At 51.2% G+C, this 16,384-nt stretch carries 11 protein-coding genes; 1 reads left to right on the forward strand and 10 read right to left on the reverse strand.

What is annotated here, in order from left to right:
• Positions 1-83: 83 nt before the first annotated feature.
• Genes recR through ACSPJT_RS05135 form a run of 3 tightly spaced genes read right to left on the reverse strand, consistent with a single transcriptional unit; the run spans position 84 to position 3,098 of the window.
• Positions 84-683 (reverse strand): recombination mediator RecR, encoded by a 600-nt coding sequence (gene recR, locus ACSPJT_RS05125; protein ID WP_435895291.1) that lies wholly within the window; start codon positions 681-683, stop codon positions 84-86.
• Complete coding sequence (locus ACSPJT_RS05130) at positions 670-1,389, reverse strand: hypothetical protein (protein ID WP_435895292.1); 720 nt, start codon at positions 1,387-1,389, stop codon at positions 670-672. Before ACSPJT_RS05130 ends, recR begins: the two co-directional genes overlap by 14 nt.
• A gap of 53 nt (positions 1,390-1,442) precedes the next feature.
• A complete protein-coding gene (locus ACSPJT_RS05135) occupies positions 1,443-3,098 on the reverse strand; it encodes an AAA family ATPase (protein ID WP_435895293.1) in 1,656 nt (551 codons plus the stop codon).
• A gap of 165 nt (positions 3,099-3,263) precedes the next feature.
• Between ACSPJT_RS05135 and ACSPJT_RS05140 the strand changes: the two genes are divergently transcribed.
• A complete protein-coding gene (locus ACSPJT_RS05140) occupies positions 3,264-5,849 on the forward strand; it encodes a protein kinase domain-containing protein (protein WP_435895294.1) in 2,586 nt (861 codons plus the stop codon).
• 97 nt (positions 5,850-5,946) lie between these two features.
• Here ACSPJT_RS05140 and ACSPJT_RS05145 read toward each other — a convergent pair whose 3' ends face one another.
• The 7 genes from ACSPJT_RS05145 to ACSPJT_RS05175 form a co-directional block, all read right to left on the reverse strand.
• Entirely contained in the window at positions 5,947-8,706 is a 2,760-nt protein-coding gene (locus ACSPJT_RS05145) for a fibronectin type III domain-containing protein (protein WP_435895295.1), read from the reverse strand.
• A gap of 85 nt (positions 8,707-8,791) precedes the next feature.
• On the reverse strand, positions 8,792-10,087 hold the full coding sequence (locus ACSPJT_RS05150; protein ID WP_435895296.1) for a tetratricopeptide repeat-containing sulfotransferase family protein: 1,296 nt from the start codon (positions 10,085-10,087) through the stop codon (positions 8,792-8,794).
• A 323-nt stretch (positions 10,088-10,410) separates the two neighbouring features.
• Positions 10,411-11,148 (reverse strand): PEP-CTERM sorting domain-containing protein, encoded by a 738-nt coding sequence (locus ACSPJT_RS05155; RefSeq protein WP_435895297.1) that lies wholly within the window; start codon positions 11,146-11,148, stop codon positions 10,411-10,413.
• Between the two features lie 238 nt (positions 11,149-11,386).
• The gene (locus ACSPJT_RS05160) at positions 11,387-12,154 is read right to left on the reverse strand and encodes a PEP-CTERM sorting domain-containing protein (protein ID WP_435895298.1); all 768 of its coding nucleotides are present in this window, start codon (positions 12,152-12,154) and stop codon (positions 11,387-11,389) included.
• Between the two features lie 175 nt (positions 12,155-12,329).
• Complete coding sequence (locus ACSPJT_RS05165) at positions 12,330-13,838, reverse strand: tetratricopeptide repeat-containing sulfotransferase family protein (protein ID WP_435895299.1); 1,509 nt, start codon at positions 13,836-13,838, stop codon at positions 12,330-12,332.
• 107 nt (positions 13,839-13,945) lie between these two features.
• A complete protein-coding gene (locus tag ACSPJT_RS05170) occupies positions 13,946-14,584 on the reverse strand; it encodes a PEP-CTERM sorting domain-containing protein (protein WP_435895300.1) in 639 nt (212 codons plus the stop codon).
• A gap of 190 nt (positions 14,585-14,774) precedes the next feature.
• Positions 14,775-16,325, reverse strand: a complete 1,551-nt coding sequence (locus ACSPJT_RS05175; protein ID WP_435895301.1) for a cyclic nucleotide-binding domain-containing protein — start codon at positions 16,323-16,325, stop codon at positions 14,775-14,777.
• Positions 16,326-16,384: the final 59 nt, after the last annotated feature.

Here is a 16,384-nt window from a genome sequence, read left to right on the forward strand (position 1 = left end):
TGGATTTATCCAGCCAGCAATCCAGTGAATCCTGCCATGAAAATGGGATAGATCCGAGATCGGGGAATTTTTCTAACCGCCTCTCACCTTCTCCCCTGCATGGCACGCATGAGGGTGAGGTCGTCTGCGTGGTCGAGACCTCCACCTGCTGGAAGACCTTGGGCGATGCGTGTGATTCGGCAGTCGCGGGATGCCAGAGCTTCGGCAAGGTAGTTTGCGGTAGCCTCCCCTTCCACATCCGCACCTAGCGCCAGGATGACCTCGACGCCGGGAGTTTTTTCAAGCCGACGCAACAAGGGCGTGATGCGCAACTGTTCGGGGCCGATGTGATCGAGCGGCGAAAGTTTTCCTCCGAGGCAATGATAAAATCCGCCGAAGACACCTGAGCGTTCTAACGGCAGGACATCAGTGGCTTGCTCGACGACGCAGAGCTGCTGAGTATCTCGGCTGGTGTCATCGCACACGGAACAGCCGTCAGCGGTGGCAAAAAATCCGCAGGTATCGCAAGAGGTCACTTGTGATTTGGCTTCCAACAGACTCTCGGAAAGCTCGGTGGGATTCGCCTTTTCATTTTGCAGTAGCCAGACAGCAATACGCTCGGCACTACGTGGGCCGACGCCGGGAAGACATTTGAGTTCGGCGATGAGGGCAACGACTGGTTGTGGGTAATCAGCTCTGGCCATCTAACAAATCCTTTGGTTTATATTTATCGTCATCGTGCCCGGCATTCGTATCTGGCTTAACTGCTTTGTTTTTTTGCGGAGCTGTTTTTGTGGCCGCCTGCTTTCGTTTCTTTGACTTCTTGAGGGCATTCTTTTTCTTAGCTGCCTTTTTTGCTTTGGCTGCAGTCGACGGTTTTTCTTTCGGTTTCGGAGTCGCTTGCGTTGGAGTCGCAGAAGGGGGCTGTGTAACTGGCTGCGCTGTTACGGTTTGGGATGGAGTGGACACAATGGCATCACATGGCATCAGATGATGATTAACGTACATCATCGTGCAGAACCAGGTCCAGAAGACGCCCACTATTGTCATCATCGGAGGAAAGTAGATGTTCCATACCGCCAAGGTGGGCACCATCGCTAAGACTAACACCAAGACGGTAACTCCAAGAATAATCCGGCGCCAAGCGCGCGAGGAATCGAGCACAGCAAAGGCCAGTCCGAAACAGAAAACAGCTGTTAGAGTAGCTAAGACAGGGGTGCTAAGAATCTGTGGGTCACCACCGCGAAACACCGGATCCATCAAGGCTTCAAGTATCCGAGTGTTTCCTTTTTTAAAAAGGCCCACCCAATGCATGGCCACAGCGAACATCAATCCTACTGCGCCGTAGAGCAAGGCGGGTCCATCCACCCTGCCGACGGCGGAGTGGTGCTTGTGATGATGGGAACTCATGGGTGTGTTGCAGAAACCGACTGATCCCACCCAGGTTCAAGACCTACCACGGATTACTCCTCAGGTGTCTCTGGGGTAGGATTGGTTCCAGCCCCAGCCTGCGCGGCCTGTTTGGCCTCTGCGGCGTCAGTATAAGACTGAACTACGCGGTCACTCAAGAATTTGTCTGCATCTTCGACGGCTTCCTCTCCAAGCTCAAACTCACCTTGTCCTGTGTTCTTTTGGATCAGTTTCAGGCCGAACTGCAAATCCTTAAAGCGCTGTTGGCAGATCTGCAGCACGCTACGCCCCTGTGCGGCAGCCTCCTTACCTAGCAGACTCACGGCTTCATCGGTAAGGCTGATGGTAATGCTCTGTTTTTCCTGAAACTCACGACAGTAAAGGTCCGCTTCCTCTCGGGCCTTGGCGACATCCACCCTCTGGCCGAGCTCACGGTATTTTGCCAGCACCTCACTGCTTTTCTCGATCAGATCGGCATCGATACTCAACTCGCTGACAGCGGTGCCGGGGAGTTCGAATTTGAAATCGCGCAGCATGCTCTCGCACACGGTCATCAGTGCCCGAGCACCGGTATTCTCCGTCTCGGCACGCTCGGCAATTTTCTCAATCGCGGAATCCTCAAACTTCGCTTGGATCCCGTAAGCGGCGAACTCACGCTCGTACTGGCGCAGCAAGCTACCCTCGGAATTTTTCATGATATTGACAAAGTCCTTGGCCTCTAACTTATCGCAAACGACACGCACCGGCAGACGACCGATAAACTCGGCTTCAAAGCCGAAGTCGATGTAGTCCTGGGTGCTTGCTTCACTGAAAAGTTCGCTATCTTTGGGATCGACGACTTCTGCGCCGAAACCGATCTGGCCACTGCGAAGTCTGCGTTTGATGACTTTTTCCAATCCGGAAAAGGCACCACTGACGATGAAGAGAATGTGGCGAGTATTGATCGTGTCTTTGCCACCGTCTTTTCCATTTTGAAAATCCATCATGGCCATCATCTGACCTTTCATGTCGTTCGGATTTTTAGCAGCCACTTCAGTTTCCTCCATCAGCTTGAGCAGAGTGGTCTGCACACCGCGGCCACTGACATCGCGCCCCATGTTTCCGTTCGATCCAGCTAACTTGTCGATCTCATCGATGTAAACAATGCCATACTCGGCAAGTTCGACATCGCCATCCGCTTTCTGCACCAGTTCACGGACAAGGTCATCGACATCGCCCCCGACGTAGCCGGTCTCAGAGAACTTGGTGGCATCTGCTTTGACAAATGGAACACCGATTAGTTCGGCGATGTGTTTCACCAGGTAAGTTTTACCAACACCGGTGGGGCCGACTACGATGACGTTCTGTTTCTGATACTCAATCCCATCCGGAATTTTGCCATGCTCTTGCTCCAGCCCTCGCATGAATTTGGCGTGGTTGTAGTGATCACACACCGCGATGGAAAGGGCCTTCTTCGCCTCGTCCTGACGGATCACAAAGCGATCAAGGTGAGCTTTGATGTCGCGCGGCTTGTAATTAAAATCAAAAATGGCATCGGCCGTGTCGATATCCGCGGACATTTCATCCGGGGTGCCTTCATCCGTGCTTTCCTGTTCTTGTGTGAATCCAGGAAACGGAACTGCCCCTCCACCTAGTTTTCCAAACATGTCTTGCAGCATTTTCTGCAGTTCATCGGGATCCGGCAGGTCTTTGTCTTTCTTATCGCTCATCGCGCGGACTATCCCCCAACACCTGTGGACGTGCAACCGAAAGTTGAAAATCGGCTAGATCGGCGCAAATCAAGCCTCCAATGGCCCTTTTCCCACAAGGATTGCTGAAATTCATCATTGCACCACGGCTTATTTTGCAGAAACTACCTACATCTTTTATATAACATGAGCGACGAACGCTACGAGATCAAAGGCAAGTTAGGAGAAGGTGGAGTCGGTGCTGTTTACCAAGCATTCGACACTCAATTGAACCGTGAGGTTGCCATCAAACGAGTGCTTGCAGGTGGCGGCTATGAAAATCAGGAGGAAGCTACAAAGCACCTGCTGAAAGAGGCCACCGCCCTCTCCTCGGTCCAGCACCCCCACATTGTCACCGTATACGATGCCGGTGTCGACGCTGACGGACCTTACGTCGTCATGGAGTTGATCCATGGCAAAACTCTCGATGAAATGGTCGAGCGAGGAACTCTCACCTGGGACGACCTGCGGGAGATCGCACTACAGTCACAGGAAGCTCTGATCGCGGCGCAAGACCTAAACCTTGTGCACCGGGATCTGAAACCCAGCAACGTCATGGTCTGCTGGCTGCCATCCGGTAAATTTCAGGTTAAAATCGTAGACTTTGGCTTGGCCAAATTCTCTGCCGTTCCGTCCTTGCAAACCATCGACCACGGCGACGCGGTCTTCGGCTCTATTTTCTTCATGGCCCCCGAGCAGTTCGAGCGCACACCTCTCGACATTCGCACCGACATGTATGCCATGGGTTGCCTCTATTACTACTCTCTCACCGGCGAATACCCGTTCAACGGTGAAACGGCAGCCACCGTCATGGCCAGCCACCTCCAGCATCACGTCACACCTCTGCACGAGCTGCGCCCAGACATTCCCAAGTGGGGTGCCGACTGGATTATGTGGCACATCGAGCGCAACATGGACGCTCGCCCCAAAGACGCCCGCGAAGCACTCGAGCGCTTCCTATTTCTCGACAAACAATCTACCCAACCTGTTACTATGACTGCATCTGATCCCACCCCCGAACCAAAACCAGGCACTCCCAAATTACTATTCCCCGGCAGCACTCCCGCAGCTGAACCAACGCCTCAAACTGCCCCAGTCGCACCAGCAGAAGCCGCACCCGCTCCAGTCCCAATGGCAGCACCAACACCGGAAGAACAGGTGCAAGCAGTGAATCCGAAAACATCACCTCAGCCCATCTCGCCACCAGAAGACGCAGATGGAAAAGTCAGCCCTCACACGCAGGCGCAGCAGCTGGTCAAAGAAGCGACAGCGGCTCAATCTGTTAGTAAGGAAGCCACCGCTCCCCAGCCAGTGCAACCTATCAAGCCTGCCATTCCCGCACAGCCAGCAGCACCTGCCCAGCCCGCATCTCCTCCGCAGCCTAGCACCTCGCCACAGATCACACTCACAGGAACTCAACCCGTAGCACCCGCTCCGGCTGCTGCTCCTGCGGCGACACCTGCTCCAGCACCTGCCGCTACTCCACCAATTTCTCTGACGGGTGCAGTACCTCCTGCTCAACCTGCCGCCACTCCAGCAGCAGCTCCCGCGTCCCCAGCCCCGGCTGCAGCAGCTGCTCCGGCCGTTGCCATCACTAAGAAAAAGGGCATGCCCACCGGTGCCAAATGGGCGATCGTTGGCATGCTCACGCTAGTGATCGTTGTCGCCGCCATCGTCGGAAAATCGATCATGGGTGACCGTAATAACACCGAGAGGGTGAACAAAGTCATGGAACGAGCCCTGGCCTTAAACGAAGAAGGCACGCTCCAAGACGGCATTGAACTGACAGAAGCTGAACTCGACGGAGTTCTCAGCCGTGCCACCAGCACTGAGAACAACAAGCAGCGCCCCATTCTCCTCAAAGTTCTCGCCTACACTAAAGCAGCTGGTGACGGCTACGATCCTAACAAGGTCATCCTCGAGCACGTTACCACGGCAAAATGCCCGGAAAACATCCGCACAGAAATCTTCAAAGCTGTGATGACCCGCCGCAAGGATGTAGCGAACATCGCGCCGCTGCTGTCATTTGCCAAAAATACCGCTGAAGACAGCGCAGCCGCCGCAGCCATCGATGCCGCAAGGACATCCGCGATTGGGCAACCCGCTGATGAATTCATCGACGACTTCCTCACCCTGATCAACAACACGGACTCAGCATCCGTGCGCGGTGCTGCGGAGAGAGCCGCTGCCGATCTCATCGATCAAGCCGAGGACAAAAAACAATTCGCCTCTCCAATTCTTGGCTCCTATCAAACCGCGATCAACGATGGGGCAAAGTTCTCCATGCTTCGTCTAGCAGGTTCTGCTGGTGGCGAAGAAGCGGCCAAGGTCGTCAATGACGCTCTGAAATCAGATGACGCCGCCCATAAAAATGCCGCCATCGCAGCGCTTGGTCACTGGGCTGATGACTCTCAGTTTGAAAGCCTCATCGAGTTCATCGAAGAAACTGATAACGAAGCCCTGCGCAAGAAAGCCTTCGACTCAGCTTATGCCTTCCTTCGCACGGAGCGCAAACGCGATCCTGAAGACCTTGGCGATCTCTGGCGCATGCTCGCCGGTGCCGCACGCACCCAGCGGGAGAAAATGCAAATCATCGGAGGGATGGCCAACCAGAAACACGAGTGGGCAGTGCCAGTGCTCGAGTTCTTCAGCGAAGATGACGACGATAAAATCGCCGACAAAGCTGAGCAAGCCAAGGAGCGTCTCGAACGCCGCATCCGCGAGCACGAATAATCGTCCAATAACTCTCTAACCATTATCACCCGCCCTGCCTGAAGCAGGGTGGGTTTTTTGTGCTGTTAGCCAGCCTAATGCTTACGCTGAACCAACCTCAGGACTTTTTCACCCGCACAAAATACTTCGTTTCCCCCGGCGGCACTGAGACCGACTCAGTCATCAGGCTACCTGTTCCATTGACGGTTCTTACATCGGTCCAGCCACTTTCCATATTACCTTTTTGGATGACATAGGTCTGGTCCAGCCTCGACCTCCAAGAAATTTGGATCGTGCCATCACTCACCGTAGTCTCGGTGATTTCAAATGGCAGCTCATTGGCAACGGTGAAGAAATAACGATTGGAAACCTCGGTGTAGGAATCATTGATGAACAGTGCCAAAAAGTATTCACCCTCCGGCAGATCTGGAAGCGTAAAGGTGACGTCCCCTTCTGCATTCCCTCCTACATACAAATACGCGGTCAGCACGTCTAGTCCAGGAGTCTCGCCTTTCTTGAAAATCCCCATCCAGTCCTTCGGTGTGCCTGGTCCGTCAGAAAAGGTGACGGTGAAATTCTCCCCTGCTGTCACCTCCGCACTGGTCATGCTAACGCTGGCGATACTTTCCCCGATGGAAAAGTAGGCGCGATCGGCGATTTCAAAAAATCCGTCGTTCACTAAATAGGTCGCGTAGTAGTATCCCTTGGATAATCCGGCAAAGTTAAGCTGCCCTGATGCCACTCCTGATGCCGGTGCTGTCTGGCTTCCATTCAAATACTGCCAAGCGATGAAGGGGTCGACTTCCGGTGTCTTACCAGCTTTATAGATGGTTAACCAGTCATGGTTCCCCGCTGGACCGTTCGAGAAACTCACACGCGCCGTCTCGCCCTCATCGTAGGCCGCTTCATCCGTGCTCAGGGTTGGTTGGCTTCCCACAAAAAAGGGCACCCGTGGAGCAATTTCGCTGTATCCGTCATCCTCGAAAAAAGCGACAAACCATTCCTCACCAGATGCGAGATTGTCAGTGAACTGCATGACACCTCCTGTGCCAGAAACATATTTCCATGTCGTTGAACCGTCTGGCCCTGGCTGCTCCCCTTTTCGATAGATCCCGATCCAGTCTCTGGAATTTCCCGGGCCATTATTGTAGAGCACGCTGATATCCTCACCGGGAGCGTATACTTTTTTCTCCAAACTCAATGATGGATCACCGGCACCGGAACTGCCTGTCACCTCAAATGTTTTCACCGCCGACCAGTCCGACCACAGAACATTGGAGTCCCGGTGGCGAAGTCGTGCATAATAGGTACCATCGGGCAAGCTGTTAGCAGCAAGAGTCTGCTTCAAAATATCCACTGAGGCATGGGTGTCTACCGGCTCATAGTTAGGCGATCCTGTGTCACCGTAAATATTTTCTGCATCGCGCACACTATCCACTTTCAGATTGGTAAACTGAGCATCGGTAGCCACTTGGAACCATGTGGTGTTCAGCGCCTCTCCAGCAGCACCGAAGAATCCCGAACTCTGCAAGGTCAGTGGAAGAGACACCGGCGCAGTGAAATTGTTAATCAGACTTGGCGTCACTGGAGCCGCGGCTCCGAGTTTGCGGTGGAATTGATCGATCAACTTGCTGTTATAAGACCACCGTGTGGCCGAGGGGAATCTGTTATTCGCCTCGGCGAAACATTTTGCATCCATCGTTCTGTTAGTCAGGTCAAAATCAAGCACCTGCCACGCCCAGTTGGCGATGGTTTTCTGCACGTCATCGTAATCCGCCTCATTCGATTGCCCCCAGTACTGATTCCATGCTGAACCGCCTGAGATAATATGGTAAATCGGCCAATCCGTCGTCTGCCCGCGTGCGTATATGTGATGGTGGGCTCCGATGTTCAGCACGTGCTTTTCCGTCTGAGCAAAGATCGGCATCGCCGTGTTCCGCATCCAGCTTGAAATGTCACCAATGTATTGTTCTGCCTGATACGGCCGGTGGCATAGGCTGATCATCCAGTCGACACTGCTATCCGCATCTGCCGCCGTGACCAAGCTCTGCACCCAGTTCGTTTGCGTATTGCCCGTGTGCTCGCTAGATGTGTGAACAAAGGAAATATTCGCCAGATGATAGGCATAATAGATCTCCGGATTTGGGCTGCTTACACCCGAGCATGTTAAATCATTATAGAAGAAAACCGATTTATAGTTTGCGAGATTAGAATCGCCATACACCTCATGATTTCCCACGGTGGTCATGATTGGAACGTAAGGAGAAATCCAACCGGTGTAACCGAAATGGAGATGGCGGTAATGGTTCAAGGTACCATAATCCACCTGATCTCCCGGCATGATAACGAGATCGATTACTTCCTCGAGAGGACCGTTATACATGTCCTCCACCTTTTTCTTAGCGCGCTCGACCAGTCGTTCATAACGCCGCTCCGAGTTGAGGATCTGGTTGTCACCGATCACCAAGACGCGGTACTGGCCCGTCGAGGTGCCAATGGCCTTGGGTGTGCGAAAACGGAACGTCTCCGAAGTTTCATTCTCCGTCCGTACACGATAGTGATAATACGTATTTGGCTGAAGACCTGTTAGACGCACCGAGTGGTAGTGATAATTCGTGTCGAGCTGGTTGACGCTTCCCGTTGTCGTCTGGTTCAGATTACTTGCCGACGTTCCAAAATCCACATGCGATTGTGTATCCGCATCCGTCCACCACGAGACCCACATCGAGTCTGGACGCGGTGTTTGCAAATACGGACGCAACCCGGAAGGTGTGCCCTCAAAGTTATAATCGATCGCCCCCATGGAAAACGTGGGACGATAAATGGCTGCACCAACGGCACCAAAGCCGATAAGACGTAGAAATTCTGAACGGTTCATGGATTGATTACCATAAGATGCCACAGTTCTACCGACACCCAAAATGGCATCTTAGCTAATCATGGTGGCATTATCGACGGTGCGATCAATCGTAGCCGTATGCCTCAAGAAATGGCGCAAGTGTTTCGAACTGTGGCTCCAAATGCTTTTCATAGTTCTTCCAGCGATTCAGCGAGCGTTTGTAAATGGGTTTCTTCACATCCGCATAGGTAGGTGAAGTGACTTGCTTATGCTGTAGCTTCTCTCGATATCGTAAAATATCATCATGCCACTCCAGTCCCAAAGTTTGGCAGATTTTCCGAGCTTCGACCTCCATATTCCCTACCATATCCTCATAGCGAACCTCCACCCAGGGGTTACTGATCATCTCGGAGAATTTGAGCCATGCCGTCATGTCGAGCGCATAGCGGTGTGCCGTGCTTTCCAAGGTCAGGAAAGTCACACTCACAGGATTGAGCGGTAAATATCTGAGATAACAGCTGAGCAAGACATCGCGAGGGTCACGCAGCGCGATAAGCAATTTGGTCTCGGGAAAAAGTCTCAGGTAGAGCGGAATCAGCAAGTTATAGGCGGGGTTTTTATCGACATGAGTCATGCCACCAAGTGACTGACCTGAGAGAGTCTCGAATGCACTCCAGACAAACTTTCTTTTTTTCTCAACCGTGGCATGTGAGATCTGGTCAAGCACCTCCAGCAATGAATGCTCGGCAGAGAGCTTGCCGTGGATAGAAGGCAGGATTTCACGTGCCATCAGATCCTTTTCTTCCGTAGAGACAATCTGTGGGTGTGCATCTAACACCTGCTCCATCAGAGTCGTTCCTGAACGTGGAAAGCCTGTTAGCAACGCGGGAGTAGGCTCGTAAGCCCGATCCTCAAGCTCGTCCGCCCAACGTGTGAAATCTCTATCGGTCAAGGAATCAGCCAAGACTGCGAACCGTTGAGTCGCGAAATCGCTGGCCGCCTTCTGGGAAGCACAGCGTGACAAGTGCACTTGCTTTATCGAAGTCATCATTCGGAATGCCTCATCAAAATCCCCTTCCCTATCATGAATAAGCGCGAGATCCCCCACCGCTTCCAAGCGGAGCTCTTCCTGCTCGGGCAATTCCTTCACCAACTTTTCGAGAATTTCCTTGGCTTGGGGCATTTGTTTATCCCTCTTGAGTACGCGCGACTCCACTAGACGGGCACGGTGGATATGATCTGAATCAGCATCGACTTGCGACACTAGTTCCAATGCTTTTTCAAATTCACCGGTCCGCTCAAACTGATGCGCAAGGCGAACAAGGAGTTCTGGATCATTTTTTGCATAGCTGAGTGCTTTCAGATACGCGGGCATGACTTCTGGCAGCCCGGCTGATTGTCTAACCTCAGCAATGGTCATCTGTACAATCGGCGACTCCGAATCCAGTCTCTCTATTTTGCGCAGGATTTTTTCACAGGTTTCAAAGTGAAACCGCTCCCCGAACGCCCTAGCCGCAGAGCCAAGACTGCGTAAATTTTTCGGTTCCTTAATCGCCAGTTTTCGCCAAGCATCGAGAGTCCTGTCATCACGACACTTTTTCCACCGTTCACGCAATCGGTGACATGCTGGTGACTCGTCCACCGAAAAAATGCAGCCCCGGCCGGACTTCTCCTGGGCGGGGCTGCGTTGATTATTTAAATGTTTTCGATGCTTCAAATTTCACCTAACGAGTTTTGTAAAACCTAGCATCTTCGCCGACGAAGCACAAGGAGTGAAGCACCAGCTAGAGCAAGCAGACTACTTGAGGGTTCAGGAGCGGTTACGAAAAATGTCACATTGTCCACGTAAACATCCGGGCCAAAAGACTGGCCTGTACCAGGGTCTTTCCCCAAAACAATACGGGCCCACTGAGCTGAACTATCGATCAATCCTGTGCCTCCGATTAGCGTCCATTCATCAAGATTGGTATCGTCAAATGTGATCGCGGCCCCCAAAAGATTAGCTCCAGCTCCATCAAGTCCAGGATTACCATCATAGAACTCCAAAGACAGACGTCCGCCTTCAAGGTTATCAAGGTAGTTTGTGAAATAGCCTTGTATGTCGTAATGGCCGTAACCACCCGCGATCGCAGTCGCCGTATCACCAGCTGACAGATCGATTGTTTGCACGGCATCCTGATCGTTGCCATTCATTGTCCAATACCAATCCTCAGGGGAGATTGAGTTACCTGGGGGAATGTCTCCAGCCCCATTACGGTCATCGTAACCCTGATCATAATTATATGCTCCAGTAGTGCCACCCCCAGTGGTGCTCCAACCAGTGATGACAGTTGCGCTATTATCGGCTTCAAATCCACCATTAACCACAAGGTCGGTAGCCAAGCTAGCTGCTTGGGTAGCTTGAGTTAGCGCGGAGGCAACTCCAACTGCAGCACATACTGCACTTAATCCGGCGGCGCGACTTTTGTTAGTTATATCCATCTGTTTCTGATGTAGATAGAGGGTTAAATAATTGGTTAGCTCTTCGAGTATTACATTAATCGCAGGAATATTATCTACTGGCTTTCCCTAACATAACTGAAACCAGATAACCCTGTCCAGTGGCAAAAAGAACTTTACTGATGGCAAAACCGCCCAAGCTCATCATTTACAGATGATTCAAACCCCGAAAATTTCGGAATAGGTCTGGCAATGATACAGGTAGCCTGGTTAACAATTTCTAGTGTCTGCGGCGGCGCAGGACAATCAGTGAAGCTCCTGCCAACGCAAGCAGACTGCTGGATGGCTCTGGGACTACATTCACCTGAAATGTAATATTATCGGCATAGACGTCAGGACCGCTGCTGGAGCCACTCGCCGTGTTATGATCCACGATAATTCGTGCCCACTGCGCGGTGCTGTCAATCGCACCCGTGCCGCCCACTTGCTCCCACTCCTCTGAATTAGTCACGTCAAAATTAATGGCCGAACCAACCAAGGTAGCGCCGAAGCCATCCACTCCAGGATCACCATCATAGAATTCAAGAGTCAGCCTTCCTAGCTCAAGATCGTCAGCATAATTGGTGAAGAATCCACGTATGTCGTATTGTCCAGTGCCTGCGAGGATGGCTGCTGCGGTATCACCGGTGGATAGATCGATATTTTGGATTGCTGCGGTATCGTTAGTGTTGAAGGTGAAATAGTAATTTGTGGCCGAACTCCCATCGTTACCAGGAGGAACCGTACCCAGATCATCACGGTCATCGTAATTTTGGGCGTAGTTATAGGCGAAAACGGAACCACCAGCGAAATCAAACCAACCGCCATTGACCTCTGTTGCAGAATATCCAGCAGTTGTTCCGGCATTGACGGACTCAAACCCGCCATTGATCACAAGATCTGTCGACAAGCTGGCACCTTGCGCTGCTTGAGTAAGGGCGGAGGTAATTCCTACTGCGGCGCACACTGCACTGAGTCCCGCTGCACGGCTTCTGGTATTTCGGTTCATCAATTTTATTTTTTAGGGTTTCTTAAATTATGGGCAGTGCATCTCCTTCATCGGAAACACACCCATATTTGTAGTGGAATTAATGCAAAAAATCCAATTTCCGTCTAGTGGCAAAAATGACAATCCCGTGGCAAAATCGACAGATCTACAACTTGATGAGCAAACGTGACTGGCACTATTCGTATCCGAAAGCCTCGATGTATGGCTTAAGGTAATGCAAGTGTGGAGCTAATGCCTCTTCGTAATTTTTCCACCTCGCAATAGAACGCTTATAGAGAGGCTTGGAAACATCATCGTAAGTAGGAGTGGAAACCTTACGCTCGCTAAGGTTTTTATGATGTGACAATAGGGCGTCCGACCACTCAATGGCCAAAAAATCAGCCAGTTTCCTAGTCTGGGTTTCCGGATTCTCGAGAAGGTCTTCATAGCGTAATTCCAACCACTGTGCTTCTGGGATGACTTGTTTGAGATACAGCCAATGCCTCATGACAGAGGCATAAAAACGGCAGGTTTCCCCTAGTTCCACAGATGCCAGTGAGGAAACACCTACCGGAACAAGCGTGAAGAAATAACTGATCACAACGTCCCGGGGGTCACGCAAAGGCATGATGATTTTCGCATCTGGGAACAGACGCATCGGCACCGCCAGATTGGCTGTTAACAAAGGTTCTTTTTCAATCAGCCAACGCCCGTCAACAGCTTCTTGGATATACTCTTCTGTGCACCTGAGGAATTCGTAACGACCAGCCGATAGTTCATCCGCGTTGAAAGAATCAAGTTCCTCGATTCCCTCACTCGCTGTTTCCGCCTGCATGATCAGGGGATCCGTAAATTGACTGAACATGATTCCCGTTTCATCCGTACCAACACAGTCTATATGACTAATTAGTATATTTTCTAACAGTGTCGTTCCAGATCGTGGGAATCCGGCTAACAAGCAAAGCCTGAGGTTTGGCTTCAACTCACAGTTAGAATTCCACTTTCTCAAGCGTTCAGAAGTAAGTTGCTGCACTATCTCCCATTGACGAGTGGACATTTTTTCAAAAGCTTGCATCTCAATATACGGTGCTAGTTGTGCTTTCGCCGTGCACAGAACTTGCATCGCTCGACAGTGTTCTCCCAAGCGATCCAACACCGCTGCCAATTCATACTGCAGACGCCAATCATCACTGGATGGGTATTGTTGCAAATGCTTCTCCAGTCTGATTCTTGCAGATGCAAAATCAGAATCACGTCGCTCCAAATGTGCCAGCATCCTCGTAGTTCTAACATGACTAGGATCAATGGCGATACTCTCGTGGAGAAACTGTTTTGCTTGGTCATTCATCCCATCCCTTTCCAAGCAAGATGCTAATATCGCCAGTGTATCCGGATTACCTGGCTGCAGTTCGTTTACTTGACGTGTGAGATCTGTAGCAATTTTGTAACGACTTATTTCGAAAAAAAGTCGTGCAGCAGATAGTAATTGCTCTGTTCTCACATCGGGATTTTCCATCAGAGACCCTGCTAGCTTCTCACATTCACAAAAGCAGTAAAGCGTGTGGAGAACTACCAACCACTTGTGGGTTTGCTCAGCATTGATCCCAGACTCAGTCGCCTGATGAAGTGAAGCTAAAGCAGAAGACAAATCGCCATCACCCATGAACTGGGTGGCCTGCCGAAGAAATGTTTCACCTACTTCCATGTTAATAGTCAAATTAGAGAACGGAGAGAATGAGTCAACTTGAACAAAAAAATCCTCCCTACGCGAAGCGAGGGAGGATTGAAAATTGTTAGCGAGTTTTAGCCCCCTTACTTGCGTCGACGGCGCATTGCCATTGCCCCAAGGCCAATTGCACCGAGTAAAGCTGATGAAGGCTCTGGCACGGCAACTTGGTCAAAGGATAGATTGTCCATGGCTAAGTAAGAACTAAACCCACCTGTTTGTGTAATTGAGAGTGTCAGGGTTTCATTATTCGAACCGGTCACATTGAAAGCCAACGCACTTTTGGTTCCGTCAGGCTGTGTGTAGGTACCGCTATCGATGCTTCCGCTAACCGAACCAGTGACATCCCAGTCTAACGAAGAGTCTCCGCCTCCGCCAGCCCAGTCATCAACATCGAAGGAGGATAGAATTACATTCCACCCTGCATCAGGAGTTAACACGATCTGGTGAGTCACCGTGCCAGCGCCATCGCCATCCACTTGATAAACTAAATTGCCTGCTTCGGCGTCCCAGTCATTGTATACCTCCCAGACTCCACCATTATCCCAAGTGAGGGTAACATTCGGTGTTCCAACAGCGTTAGAACCGTGGTTAGAGTCAATTCCAGCGTTATTAGCACCAGCTTGACCTGTTAGGATAGTTGCTGCACTAACTGCCTGAGCCATTGCCAACCCAGCGGCACTGCTGGCGGCAAGACGGAGAAGTTTATTTCTTTGTATTTTCATAGTCTGTGTATGTTCATTATCGCTCCTTGCTTTTGAGCTCCTCAAAATCAAATGAAGCACTTTCTAGCCTCATTAGAATACCAACTTATGATCTTGGGGTCTACGGGCATTATCATCAAAAGAAGTGGCATTTTCGTCGTCGCACGTTCACATCTCCGAGGTGTAAATTCACATGTTCGCCAAATCGCCGCTATTTTCTTGGCGAAAAAGCGCTCTGGATGCTCGCTAATATTTCCCTACCATATCGACTCAGCGACTTTTCGCCGCTTTGTTTGTCAGATTGGGTCAGTGATCCTAATACGGCCATGCGTTGGAATTTTTGTTTCGCCAGAAAATCGGCCACCTCTTTCATCAATTCGGGGTGCTCTTGGAATATGTGGTCCAAGGCAGATTGCTTGAACTGAAGAACCTGGCATTCTCCACCGGCGATGTAGCGGTCTTGGCTCGGTTCGCTGGTCAGTAGAGACATGACACCGAAGTAGTTTCCAGGCGACATGCGCTCGATCAAATGCTCCGAACCGTCTTCAAATTTCCTCACCACACGCACCCGTCCACTGGCCAGAATATAGAGTGCATCATTGGCATCTCCCTCATCGAGGATGACATCGCCATCGTCGAAGTGGAGCACTTCCATCTCGTCCAGCAGTTCTTCACGCTGTGATTCATCAAGCAGCTGGAAAATCTTCACTTTTTGCATCAGCTGTTTGTTAGAGTATTCTAGCACCGGTGCGCGTTCGTGTTCGTAGGTGTAGTAATCCACATCCAGAGCCTTGGCGGCCACGGCAATCCCCTCCTCTGCCAGGGCGTGATTAATACTCGTCAGCACGTTCGATTTACACTTGAAGTAGGTCTCGTAGTTTTCGAAATACACATAGACCATGTATTTGTATGGTCGGTGTTCCATGTCCCAGATGCGCACCACAGGACTGGGATCTTCCAGCACGTCATCGCAGTCGAGACAGGCCTGCAGCAACACTCTTCTTGTCAATGAAATGGAAACCTCCGCTGGCATGTGAATGTAAAACCAGTGCCCATATCGCGGCTCTGGGGCGCTCAGATTGTTCAAGGTCTGACGGATGACTTGGGAGTTGGGCACTTCCTTGACGGTGTTGAACCAAGTCAGCACCTTGGTGGCGCGCCAGCTAATATCGATCACCTTCCCCAAGGTTTCTCCGCCGTCGAGTTCGATCCAGTGGCCACGGCGAAATGGTCGATCGATGCTGATGACCAGGCCGGCTACCATGTCGGATAAAATATCTTTCGCTGCGAAGCCAGCCACAGCAGCCAGCACTCCGGATGAGACGACCAACTCTGTAGGAATATCCACCAACAATACTCGCTGGATCACCAAGATCGCAGCGGTGAGAAGCAGGAGGACACAAGCGATGTGAATGATTACACGTGGAGGTGGTCGCTTTCCTCCATCCTTTTCTGCCGATGCGTGCCAGAAGTGAACATCGAGAAAGGTTGCGACGATACGGGCAGCCAAGAAATACCAAATTGCATGGCAAATCAGCAGGAGTCCGGAGCGCACGACACTCTCGGCGGACAGTGCGTTCCACAGCAGCGAATGCACACCGAAAAGTAACAGCACCATCCCCAATGACCGAAGGCACCAGACACATTGCGCCTTCACCTTCGAGCTTGAGGTGTGCCGATTCATTCGACCTAACAGCAATAAAACCAGTGCAATAACAATGGCGATCCAGGAGATCGATATCGAGATAGATTGAATCGGCATAACAGCCACATATCTCCATCTTATCTGTGAGGAAAAGAAAATTAATCGCCACCGAAAAT

This window comes from Oceaniferula spumae (assembly GCF_042849255.1).
Lineage (GTDB): Bacteria > Verrucomicrobiota > Verrucomicrobiia > Verrucomicrobiales > Akkermansiaceae > Oceaniferula > Oceaniferula spumae.